The organism is Enterobacter sp. RHBSTW-00175, from assembly GCF_013927005.1.
Lineage (GTDB): Bacteria > Pseudomonadota > Gammaproteobacteria > Enterobacterales > Enterobacteriaceae > Enterobacter.
In genome coordinates, this window is the sequence record NZ_CP055930.1 from 337745 (window position 1) to 349606 (window position 11862).

At 51.1% G+C, this 11862-nt stretch carries 10 protein-coding genes and 2 pseudogenes; 2 read left to right on the forward strand and 10 right to left on the reverse strand.

Annotation, left to right across the window (positions count from 1 at the left end):
- Window positions 1-65 precede the first annotated feature (65 nt).
- From HV107_RS01580 to HV107_RS27160, 6 genes are all read right to left on the reverse strand, one after another.
- Window positions 66-2081, reverse strand: coding sequence for a ClpP-like prohead protease/major capsid protein fusion protein (locus HV107_RS01580; RefSeq protein ID WP_409050246.1), 2016 nt, complete (start codon window positions 2079-2081; stop codon window positions 66-68).
- Complete coding sequence (locus HV107_RS01585; RefSeq protein ID WP_182061799.1) at window positions 2026-3528, reverse strand: phage portal protein; 1503 nt, start codon at window positions 3526-3528, stop codon at window positions 2026-2028. Before HV107_RS01585 ends, HV107_RS01580 begins: the two co-directional genes overlap by 56 nt.
- Window positions 3525-3740: a hypothetical protein gene (locus tag HV107_RS01590; protein WP_045406801.1), complete on the reverse strand. Its 216-nt coding sequence runs from the start codon at window positions 3738-3740 to the stop codon at window positions 3525-3527. The genes HV107_RS01585 and HV107_RS01590 overlap by 4 nt, the downstream gene beginning before the upstream one ends.
- Window positions 3737-5839, reverse strand: a complete 2103-nt coding sequence (locus tag HV107_RS01595; protein ID WP_182061800.1) for a phage terminase large subunit family protein — start codon at window positions 5837-5839, stop codon at window positions 3737-3739. The genes HV107_RS01590 and HV107_RS01595 overlap by 4 nt, the downstream gene beginning before the upstream one ends.
- Complete coding sequence (locus HV107_RS01600) at window positions 5839-6327, reverse strand: DUF1441 family protein (RefSeq protein WP_156731048.1); 489 nt, start codon at window positions 6325-6327, stop codon at window positions 5839-5841. Before HV107_RS01600 ends, HV107_RS01595 begins: the two co-directional genes overlap by 1 nt.
- Window positions 6328-6559: 232 nt before the next feature.
- On the reverse strand, window positions 6560-7180 hold the full coding sequence (locus tag HV107_RS27160; RefSeq protein ID WP_259349671.1) for a hypothetical protein: 621 nt from the start codon (window positions 7178-7180) through the stop codon (window positions 6560-6562).
- 182 nt (window positions 7181-7362) lie between these two features.
- Between HV107_RS27160 and HV107_RS01610 the strand changes: the two are divergent.
- A pseudogene (locus HV107_RS01610) lies at window positions 7363-8066 on the forward strand (helix-turn-helix domain-containing protein); the annotation flags it as partial.
- A gap of 28 nt (window positions 8067-8094) precedes the next feature.
- Here HV107_RS01610 and HV107_RS01620 read toward each other — a convergent pair.
- Window positions 8095-9215 (reverse strand): IS3-like element ISSen4 family transposase gene (locus tag HV107_RS01620; protein WP_087451024.1). Its coding sequence is split into 2 segments (ribosomal slippage): window positions 8095-8957 and window positions 8957-9215, totalling 1122 coding nucleotides; the frame shifts between segments, so codons are not numbered across the junction.
- Between the two features lie 70 nt (window positions 9216-9285).
- Here HV107_RS01620 and HV107_RS01625 point away from each other — a divergent pair.
- Window positions 9286-9945 (forward strand): annotated as a pseudogene (locus HV107_RS01625) (IS3 family transposase); the annotation flags it as partial.
- A gap of 40 nt (window positions 9946-9985) precedes the next feature.
- On the opposite strand, the gene HV107_RS01630 reads toward HV107_RS01625, so the two are convergent.
- The 3 genes from HV107_RS01630 to HV107_RS01640 all read right to left on the reverse strand — a co-directional run bounded on the left by HV107_RS01630 (window position 9986) and on the right by HV107_RS01640 (window position 11786).
- Window positions 9986-10252: a hypothetical protein gene (locus HV107_RS01630; protein ID WP_182061802.1), complete on the reverse strand. Its 267-nt coding sequence runs from the start codon at window positions 10250-10252 to the stop codon at window positions 9986-9988.
- Window positions 10253-11003: 751 nt separating this feature from the next.
- Window positions 11004-11528 carry a Rha family transcriptional regulator gene (locus HV107_RS01635; RefSeq protein ID WP_108090970.1) on the reverse strand — a complete coding sequence of 175 codons (525 nt, stop codon included), beginning with the start codon at window positions 11526-11528 and terminating at the stop codon, window positions 11004-11006.
- A gap of 93 nt (window positions 11529-11621) precedes the next feature.
- Window positions 11622-11786 (reverse strand): hypothetical protein, encoded by a 165-nt coding sequence (locus HV107_RS01640; protein WP_182061803.1) that lies wholly within the window; start codon window positions 11784-11786, stop codon window positions 11622-11624.
- Window positions 11787-11862: the final 76 nt, after the last annotated feature.

An 11862-nucleotide genomic window follows, 5' to 3' on the forward strand; every position in this document is an offset into this window, starting at 1 on the left:
CCTTTCGGGGCTGGTTTCAGGTATAAAAAAAGCCCTTACGGGCGTCTGGTTATCGGGGCTGTTTATTACTGGCCAGTTGATTTGGTCATGCCGCGATAGTCAAGCGGCGCCACACCGGCATCAATACGCACTTTCGTGGCGATACCATCAGTGGTGAATCCCTCCTGCTGGTCGATGTATGGCGTATCGACCCCGTTCAGATAAGCCACTTCAATGGTATCTGTGCCCTGTGCGGCTGCCAGATACCAGGCTTTTGCATCGGCATCATCCAGTCGCGCTTCCGCAATCACTTCTGCAAAGTTCTGGATAGGGTTGATAATACCGGCATTAATATCCGCCCCTTTCACGCTGGCAGACTTGATGGTCTGGTTTGCCAGTGTTTCAAGGCCAACCGGTACCAGCATGAATGCCGGACGAATATTCAGGGAGCGCTCGCCCTCTTTCTGAAGGCGCATCAGCTTACGCGCATCATCAAGGCTACTGACGGAGATCGCGCCAGATGAAAGGTTTTTATGGTCAGCATGGAACAATGCTTTCCCATCTGACAGTTTCGGGTTTTTGGTCAGAACGGCATAAACCAGATCACCGATGGTACCCTTGGCTGCGCGGCCCATCTTCATCGGCACATCAGTCAGCTGATTGAGGTCATCGTTGATAATAGCCTGACGGGTGATGGAGAAGATTTCGCCGTAAGTCGCCAGGGCGATGGTTTCGCCTTTATCGCCAGTGGTAACGTATTTGTACTCAGCCCCTTCACGAACCTGACGCAACGACTGGAATCCACCCATGCCAACACGATTGGCGGTCTTAAAGTCTGACAGTTGCCCCTTTTTGGTCCAGAGCTGGAAGGTTTCTTCAGCTTCTTCCCAGCCCTGCAACAGAGCTTTGTTTGCAACATCGAGCAGGATATTGCCGAAGTCAGATGAACTGTGCGTCAGTGCAAGCCCGACCATCTGCATCGGGTTATAACTGGACACACCGATACCTTTTTCGGTCAGGGCCATGCGCGCATATTCACGCAGCGTCATACTGTTGTAGACGTTGTCACGCTCCTGATTTTCGTAACCGGCACGCGCCATCAGTGCCTGGCGAATACCATCAGCCACGAAATTACCGTTGCTGGCATGAATATGAACCTGAGTGGTTTTGTTGGATGGGGTTGCAGTTTTACCCAGCTCAGCCAGTAGCAAATCTTTAGCCTGCTCAACGGAACATTCAGGATCTGCAATGCACTTATTTTGCAGCTCCATGTGTTTGTTACCGAACATGGCGAAGAGATCGCCAATACCATTCACACGGGCCTTCTGCTCAGTCAGAACCTGGGCGCGGACATCGCCCTCGTTGACGACCGGTGCGGGATTCGGCTGCTGGGATGGATTATGCTGATTTCCCTGGTCACGCTGGGTAGAGTTGCGCGGCGGGGTGATCATATTGCGAATGCTGTTTGGCATCTTTTCAAATTCCTCGATACGTTTTGAATGAATACAGGCCATCGCCTGCAAAGAAGGCGTCACCTGATCGGCAAACCCCAGCGAGACGCATTCAGTGCCGTCCATCCAGGTTTCGTCTTCCAGCATTGCCGCGATTTCTTCAGTGGATTTTCCGGTCTTTTGCGCATATGCCGGGATGAGCACTGATTCAACTTTGTCGAGGAGGTCTGCATAGTCGCGCATGTCGTTAGCATCACCCCCGGCAAATCCCCAGGGCTTGTGGATCATCATCATGGTGTTTTCAGGCATGATGACCGGATTGCCCACCATTGCGATGACGGATGCCATTGACGCGGCCAGACCATCAATATGCACAGTGATTGACGCGCCATGATGTTTGAGGGCATTAAAAATGGCGATGCCATCAAAGACATCACCACCCGGTGAGTTGATGTGAAGGTTAATGTGACTGACTTCACCGAGAGCTTTGAGGTCATTGACGAACTGTTTTGCGGTCACCCCCCAGTAGCCGATTTCGTCGTAGATATAAATTTCGGCCGCATTGTTATTGCTGGCCTGCATCCGGAACCACGAATTACTTTTTACGCTGGCTTTCGGACGGTGGACCGCCCGGCTCTTTGACTTCGGCACTGGTGCCTCCTTTATCATTGGAGGGGTCAGTGTCAAACACCAGCCCCATTTCTTTGTTTTCATCAACTTCCGCTTTACGGCGTGACTTCACATCGTCCGGATTACGGCCGCTGGCGCGAACCCAGTCAGATTCAGTTGCAGCACCACCGCGTATCTGGGTTTTCCAGGCATTTGCTTCTTTGACAGGATCAATCCAGGGCATGACCGGCCCTGAGTAGACAGCGTTGTAAAGCGTATCCATGTCAACACCGCGTGGAAGGCTGATTTCTCCAGCGGCGACTGCCATCTTCAGCCAGGCCCGGTACATCGGTCGGGTGACTGAGCCGATAAACCAGTCCTGAAGTATCAGATACCCATCGGTTGACTCCACCAGCTCCTGCCGCTGGGCGCTGTAGGTACCGTTATAGTTGCGGGCAGTGCTGGAAAAGCTGAGGCGACTGCCTGCGGCAACAGCACGCAGCTGACCATTGCGGAACGTCTCAAGGTTAGGGTTAGGTCGGTCAGACTTAATCATCCCGATTTCTTCCCCGGCCTGAAGGTCGTCATACAACATGCCAGGCTGGATCATGAGCTCACGGTCATCACCAGATTTGTCATCGGAGTCAAAACTCTGCCCGTCACCCTTTTTGATATACATGCCCAGTACTGCGGCAATTCTCGCTGCGGTAAGTTCGGAGTCTTCATACTCCTTGAGCGCACTCAGGCGCATCAGTACCCCAGACAAAAGAGAGGTGCCTCGGGTCTGGTGAAGGCGGCGGGTAAATTTGAGGTGGAGCATGTTCGCCGCGTCTACCTCTTTGGTATCAAACTGTCTCCCGGAAACCGGCAGACTTTTGTAAACCTGGTATTTTTTGGGTCGTCCCCAGTTGTCAACAAAGACCCCCTGATTCATCTGGGTTGCGGCGTCACTGTTCATGGGTACGAAATCAGGCTCAAGCGCTTCCAGCCAGAACGGCACACCCGCGACTGGTTGAAGGCCGTTGCCTGTACCACTAACCAGTTGTGCAAATACTTCACCATCCCGTAACCAGGTGCGCAGCATCAGGCGCTCAAGCATCGGTCGGGTAAACTGGTTAGTCACTTCAGGTCTGACAGACCATTCACCAAACTTTCTACGGATATCCTTTACCAGTTTCTTGGCGATTTTCCCGTTGGTCAGCAGGGGGATCGGTTCAACAATAATCCCCTGCTTACCAATAACCCGCTCTTCAAGCTTGTCGAACACGCCAATCACCAGATCGTGATTGTTATCCAGCCAACGGGCCTGCTCACGAAGCGAAACCGCCCCCATCTGGCTGAGCTGGTCGGCAGAACGATTCTCCCGTTGTGCTTTATGGGTCCGGGTAGGCTTTACCGCCTCATAGGCCTTGATTACCGCACGGGCACGCAGGCGTGAAGCTTTCCAGCCCGGCGAAAACAGGCCTATTGCATCATCTAAAAGACTCATCCAAACCTCGCCAGCCTGTAGCCGGGTCTCCCACGGCGTTTGTTGTTGAGTGCAGTAAGACGACGTTCCCACTCCTGTCGCCCTTTTCGGATTTCCGACAGGTTTTCGAATGTCATCTGCTGACCATTAAAGGTGATGGATTTTCCTTCCAGAACGGCAAGCTCTGCTGATGCATAGCGGTCGATCATATTTTGAATATCTGCCTGATTCACACCCATCCTCCTGAGTTTGTCCACGGATTCGCCTCGCTGGTTACGGGCTTCTCACGTTTTGGTTTTGGCTTTGGTTTCGCCGCAGGTATCGGGGATGGCGCTTCGCCAGTTTCCGTCTGCGTGCTCTCGATCCACGTTTCCCGCCGTGCCCATTCAGGAACAGACGGCCATTTGATTTTTTCGTACCCGCTAAGGATGGCGAGGGCATCGGCATAGACGAGAAGGTCAAATGCTTCGTTGGCGCCGCGGCCTGGCTTACTCCATTTCCCTTCATTTGAGCGTTCCTCATAGGTCAGTTCATCGTAGAACCAGTTGCCCAGCCAGGAGGGAAAATGAACATATCCAGGCCCGGGAGAATCACGCCAGAGTGCATTATTCACCCGGTCTTTCAGGGCATCAGTCTGGAGAAGATAAAGAGGAACATCACCGGTCGCCTGCGCGCGGCGGGTAGACCTGCCGGTGTTATCTGGGAATGTCCTCTGAATAAGTTTGCTGCGGCGTACACTGTCGCCCTTAAAGAGATAAACCCGTTTACCCAGCCCTTCACGGCGACACTTGCGCCAGAATTTGTAAGCGTTATCCGTGACGCCATCCTCACCGCCGGAGTCAACCGCCATCGACATCAGCCTCATACCTTTTGACGGATCAGATGCCAGAGGCCAGATTTTCTCGAAGACATCCGTAAGCAGGAGATCCCAGTCTTCCGGGTAGCTCGCGGGATCGATCTGGATGCTCTCTCCGTTACCATCACATCGCAGGGACTGCCGTATGTTGTAGCGGTCAACTATCCAGCGCTCTCCCATACTCCCGTAACCGGTTATCTGGACAACAAACCGCCTGTTGCGGCCCGCCTGAACGTCCACGGTTGCTGTAAGGAACAGCACGCCGTCCGGGACCGAGCGTTTTGGCACGTCTTCAGCACGTTGCTCCAGCAACTCACTTTTGCGTTGCTCTATGCTGGCGCGGGGTAAATAAGGTCGGCCAAAGTCGGTATTGATAACCGTCTTCAGGGTTTCCTCACTGCGGGTGGTTTCATATTCCTGCTCTGCTGTCAGGAATTTGTAGATAAGCTGAGCCCAGGTCTGGTAAGCAGCTGCCGGGCCTTCCATCCAGAACGAAGCAATACGTGAGCGGCGACCATCACCCTGAATATTGCCGCTGCTGTCAATATGCTGGCCATCACGTAACCAGACGCCCTTCATGTTCAGGGCGCGCTTCATGTCCGGGGTGACCCGGCCTTTACATGCAGGGCACTGGAGGAATGCCGCTTCACTCGCCAGAACCGGATCATTGCTATCGCGGTAGCCAGCCATATTGTCCATTTCCGGCTGGAAGTATTCGCCGCAATGTGGGCAGGGCCAGTAAAGCCGGCGGCGATCGCCCCGGTTGTACAGCGATAAAATACCCGTGGTCGGCGGTGCTTCATGTGGCGTAGTCCGGCGCCATTTGGTATCCCTGATATCCCGGCCAGGAGAACTCTCGACCAGCGTCATGCCAGATGACATAAATGTGGTGGTTCGTTTGGAAGCCAGTGAGTAAGCGTCCCCTTCCCCGTCGATGTCTTCCGGGAAACGGTCATAATCCGTCAGCGCAACGCTTTTATAGTCGGAAGAGGACATGATATTTACTGATGGCCAGCCCAGTTTGAGATAGTTGCCGGCGCGGAAAGTCCGATCATAAACGTTGTTGTCATTACGCCGGGGGCTGAGTCGGGTTTTGACTTCTGGGCTGGAGCGGAAGGTACGATCAAGGCGTTTTTTGGAATGCTCGCGCGCCTTCTCTTCGGATACCTGAATAACGAGCATATCGGCGGGATCGCAAACGATATTGTAGACAATCCAGCCATCAATCAGGCCAATGGTTTTACCGGTTCGCGCCGGACCAACAAACACAACCGCGTCATATTCGCGTGATGCCAGGCAGTTCATTGGCTCAATAACGTAAGGTGCCAGGTTCGGGTCCCACGGAACGGAGTTCCCCGCTCCCATTGGTACTCGCATGTAATCTTTCACCGCGTCGGCAACTAACATTCGACGTGGAGCGCGTAATATACCGGAAACATCGCGACGAATGCCCCTGGCTGATGCCCGCTTTGCCATCAGTCCTCCTCCTGGTCGTCCTCCTCTTCTTCGGCATCCAGTACTTTCTGGGCCATCTGATCTCGTAAATCATCTATCACGCTCTGAACACGGCTAACTGCTGCGGGCGTAAGTGCGCAGTCGCGTTCAAGTACATCAGGAAGGGTCTCAAGCACCATGACAATGGCCTTTGCCATCAGAGAAAATTCACGAGCAACTTCATCTGCCGGGATGAGTTGCCCGGTTTCCTGCTCGAACTTTATCCGTTCATTCTCCGCTTTCCAGTGGGCCAGGCGGTCAGACGGAGTCATCTCTTCGAGCTCTCCTGAGACAGTCGGTACCATCAGTTCGGTGAGAATGTCTGTTATCTGGAACAGTTTTAATTTGGCGTTACTGCCTGGTGCCGGCTCAACATTTTTCAGCCTGGCGGCGACCGTCTGCCGGTGAACACCCGTTATTCCGGCCAGCTGATTTATGTTCAGCTTAAAAGAAGCGATTTCCTGGTCCATGATGGTGAACACTTTTTAAACAATTCGACATCTTGTGAAAATGGCCTCTAATTAAATCAAAGACCTGCATAAATGATGATGATGACCCTAGATCGCAAAAACTAGGCGTTTTCCGCGCACCGGCCGCCCCGTGGCAGGCCACCCCTCCGGGAGGACCCGCAAATGATAATGAATCCTATTCGCACAACACATCACTAATCCACGCTCATTTAGACGTCTAAACGTCCATAAATCATCGACGTGAGATAGCTGCCCAAAGAGCGCCTCCCGGTTTGATCGCATTCCGGATAGCATCGCCCACTGCGTCATGCAGTGACTGTTTCAGGTCAGAGGTTGAGGCTGCCTGAGCAGCTATCGCAGTCTGAAGGGATGTGAACAGATCGCTTTCACGCACTGCATCAATGATGGCCTGTTTCATTTCATCGCTGAGCGAAGTTTTCACCTTCATGTTTGAAACCACAGCGTTTTCGATGGTTGATTGAGCGGCTTTATTCCACTTTAAGTGGTCAGCCTCAAACACTACCTTGCGCTGGTCACCTTCAATACTGACGCCAATACCGGCAGAGTACAGCTTGCCTGAAGCTTCCCCAAGGTAACCACCTACAGGCACACCAAAGCGAGTCTTGACCAGGTTCTCAATGGCAAACTCCTGCCCCTGGGCAGTCAGGAAGGTAAAGTGACTTGTCTTCAGATATTCCGTTGCAGTATGACGGCTTTCAGCTAACCCAAGCTCACGAAGTTCGGCAGCGCCTGATTTAGATGGCAGGTTGCCAGAATGCAACGCACCACGGAAAAACAGCGCATACAGAACATCCGTCGCGCGGCCGGATAAACTAATGATTTTCTCTGCCATGATTTATTTCCTTTTAGACGTGAGCCTGTCGCACGGCAAAGCCTCCGAAAGTTAACGGTTTGCCCAGGCTCACAGCTGAAAGACTTTCTTCGATGTGCGCGTGCGATGCGCAATAAAAAAGCCGCACGATTGAAGTGAACCCCGAAAGTTGGACATCCAACGATTAGGGGTTTTGCGTTTCAATGGGCAGAAAAAAATACTCACCTGAATTCAAGCAGCAAGTCGTACTCCACTATCTGTTCAGCAGTGATGGTGCAAAGAAAACAGCGCGGTTGTTCGGCGTTGATCACGGAGCGGTCAGACGCTGGACTGAGCACTGGAAAGTGAATGGGATGGACAGTTTTACCATTCCTACCAGGGCTTACTCTGCCGAGTTTAAAGAGTCTGTCGTGCTCTGGATGCAGCAACACAACAAATCATCCCGGAAAGCTGCGGCGGAGTTTCGTATTGCAGCCGCTTGTACTGTCAGCAAATGGGAGCGTCTTTACCGTACTGGCGGTATCATTGCCCTACAGGATAAACCCAGAGGACGCCAGATGAAGTCAGGGAAGAACGAAACTTCAGATAAAGAACTTAATAATCCCCGTCCAGCGTTCCAGAACGCTGAGGAAGAACTTGAATACCTGCGTGTTGAGAATGCCTACCTAAAAAAGCTTCAGGCCTTGATTCGGGAAAAGCAGAAGACAAAGCAAAAATAATTACCGAATTGAGGCGAAACCATAACCTGAGAATGCTGCTTCATATAGCAGGATTACCTCGCAGCACGTACTACTGGCATGTCAAAGCAGATAGCCGTGGAGAGCGCTATGAGGGCGAACAGCAAAGAATAGCCGCACTGTTCCACTATCATAAAGGACGATATGGTTACCGGCGCATTACCCTGGCTGACCTGCCCCCACGATTAGATACAACGCTCAGTTAGTAACGTCGGAATCTTCATTCTCAGAATGACCCTTTCTCCAGCCCGCTGCAAATTCAGACGGTGTCTGATAATTCAGCGTGGAGTGCGGGCGGCATTCGTTATAATCCTGCCGCCAGTCATTAATAATTTTCCTGGCATGAACGATATCGCTGAACCAGTGCTCATTCAAACATTCATCGCGAAATCGTCCGTTAAAGCTCTCAATAAATCCGTTCTGCGTTGGCTTGCCCGGCTGGATTAAGCGCAACTCAACACCATGCTCAAAGGCCCATTGATCCAGTGCACGGCAAGTGAACTCCGGCCCCTGGTCAGTTCTTATCGTCGCCGGATAGCCTCGAAACAGTGCAATGCTGTCCAGAATACGCGTGACCTGAACGCCTGAAATCCCAAAGGCAACAGTGACCGTCAGGCATTCCTTTGTGAAATCATCGACGCAGGTAAGACACTTGATCCTGCGACCGGTGGAAAGTGCGTCCATGACGAAATCCATCGACCAGGTCAGATTGGGCGCCGCCGGACGGAGCAGCGGCAGACGTTCTGTTGCCAGCCCTTTACGACGTCTTCTGCGTTTTACGCCCAGGCCACTGAGGTGATAAAGCCGGTACACGCGCTTATGATTAACATGAAGCCCTTCACGGCGCAGCAACTGCCAAATACGACGGTAGCCAAAACGCCTGCGCTCCAGTGCCAGCTCAGTGATGCGCCCTGATAAATGCGCATCAGCAGCCGGACGGTGAGCCTCATAGCGGCAGGTCGACAGGGATAAACCTGTAAGCCTGCAGGCACGACGTTGCGACAGACCGGTCGCATCACACATCAACATCACGGCTTCCCGCTTCTGGTCTGTCGTCAGTACTTTCGCCCAAGAGCCACCTGAAGCGCCTCTTTATCCAGCATGGCTTCGGCAAGCAGCTTCTTGAGTCTGGCGTTCTCTTCCTCAAGCGACTTCAGGCGCTTAACTTCAGGCACCTCCATACCGCCATACTTCTTACGCCAGGTGTAAAACGTGGCATCGGAAATGGCATGCTTGCGGCAGAGTTCACGGGCGGGTACCCCAGCTTCGGCTTCGCGGAGAATACTGATGATCTGTTCGTCGGAAAAACGCTTCTTCATGGGGATGTCCTCATGTGGCTTATGAAGACATTACTAACATCGGGGTGTACTAATCAACGGGGAGCAGGTCATGGCGTTGCGTAATGAAGGCTATGGCATTAATCATAAAACAGTACGGAAACTGATGCGCAAGATGGGGCTGGCCTCATGCCTGAGAAGCAAAAAGTATCAGTCATACAAAGGCACCTACGGTAAAGTAGCGCCAAATACCCTTGCACGTGATTTTAAGGCCAGCAGTCCAAACCAGAAATGGGTCACGGATGTGACAGAGTTCAACGTAAAAGGGACAAAGCTGTATCTGTCACCAGTGCTTGATCTGTATAACAGCGAGATAATAGCCTGGAATATGACGACGCATCCGGGAATGAATCTGGTCGAAAACATGCTCAGCAAAGCCGTCAAGAGGCTGAAACCGGGTGACAGACCGGTACTGCACTCTGATCAGGGTTGGCAGTATCAGATGGCACGGTATCAGGAGAAACTTAAAGCTAAAGGCATAGAACAAAGCATGTCGCGCAAAGGGAACTGTCTGGACAATGCAGTGATAGAAAATTTTTTTGGTCTGCTGAAAACAGAATGTTGGTACCACGAAGAGTTTGAAAATACAGACCATCTACGAAAAACGGTGGAAGAGTATATCCACTACTACAACAACGAACGAATCAAGCTAAAACTAAACGGCCTGAGTCCGGTACAATACCGAACCCAGGCCATGTCAGCCGCCAGTTAAGAACGTGTCCAATATATGGGGTTCACTTCACGATGGCGGCTCAAGAATTAACTTTTGGTTTTGGTTTTGGTTTTGGTTTCGGCTTTTGTTTGGGTTTTGGCATTTCGCGAGGTGCATCGTGTGCCATCGGCACTAAACCTCGCTTGAGGCATGTATACTGCTTCTCTGTCATATTCAACAATCCAGCCTCATATTTCTCCATAAGCTTCTGAGCTACAGGTATCGCATAATCACGATCCTCGACAACGGGAATACCTAACAAACCGTGCCACACTTCGGAGAACTCTTTGTCGCTTAAAATTTCCATATTCCACCTCTTGCAAATGAGGTCGTATAATTTGCTGAGGTTGTGCTAAATGCAAGTATCGACTAACACCAGAGAAATGACATTATCACAGGCACTCTGTGAATGTTTGCTGTAAGGCCAACAATCTGCTACCTCGACAATACATACGTTAATACCAACGCTGGTATCCCTATCAATACAGTCAAAATCATGAATGCAGTAGCCAGCTTCCTGTACCCCAGCCTATACATGTAGAACGACTCAGCAAGAAGGATCAGGCAGAGAATCGGTGATAGACCAAGAAAAAAAGTTGTCAATGGTGAGGCATTAAGAACTGATACCACCGTACCTATCCTTTTGACGTGGGTAAATGATTTAAAACTGCACTACAGCAGCTGCGCTTGAAATCAGTAAAAACACAAGGGATAGGATCATCAGCTTTTTCATCTGAAGCCCATACGAAATGAGCGTTAGGCTTAAGAAGACTATCGCTGATATCAGGCTAAAAATCATAAAGAAGCCGTTGAGGTCTTCACTTGAGATAAACATAAGCTTTTAGCTCTTTTCTTAGGTTTATGCAGCAGTTATAGGTTTCGTTCATTTTAACTTTACAACATTTCTGACATCAAATTGCTACTTTTCGGCCTCTGTTGGTTGCCGCCATCCACTACCTTTATCCCTTTATCACCTTGTTGGTATATTGAATGTCTTATCAGCTACAGGGGATAACCATTATCAAGCCCACCAGCAGATGAGCTTTGTAATGACATCTTCAACTAATCAGCAATTCAGGCTGCGTCACTTGCAATATGTGCTCGTGCTCGAGCTCAAGAACGCGCTTCTCTTTCTTCCGCTCATTCATCAACCGGCTGCCGATCGTGCCTTTCAGCTTTGAGCGAGTTTCTTTGATGGCGTAGCGATGTTGCATTTCTTCACCCAGGGCAAGGCGACGGCTAAGTTGCTCAGACATCCAGTTGAACGCTGAAATGTAGCTTTCTTTGATAGCTGCAGCAGCTTTCCCGGTGAACCCCATCACAACCATGATCCAGCCATCTTTCGTCAGGTTGTACATCGGGCGTACCTTACCCTGCTCATCGATATAATCAGCCGACGCAAAATTGCGTTGGCTAAACTCATTCGAGCAATCGGCTTTAACCTGCTCGATTTTCCTGAGCACATCGCCGTGACGCTTGCCGAAATACGTGGCAACTTTTCTGGATGTGGTAACGACCTCTCCGTTTTTTGCTTGCACCATTTCGCGGAAGTCGAAGGCCGGAATAACTGACGGATTATTCATAGCGTGTACCTTACTTTGAGATGAACCTTTGCCGCATAGGAAATCAGCCCGTCGAGGCTCGCCAGCACTAACTGACTTCCTCAAAGGCTCATTTCAAAGGGTTTGGTTCGACGTGGTTTGAATGCGCTGCGGTGCGCGGTGAAATGCGGATACAAAAAAGCCACGGCGATTGCCGAGGCTCAGAATTTTGTTTTTGACACTTGTTGATTTTTCTTCAGCTAGACTGCTCACAGCATGACTGACTTTTACTACTTTCATTTCTCGATTTCAATTTATTTTTTTCTCGCTTCTTCAATTTTCCTAATCCCCGCTTTATCCAGATTGCACTGCCCCA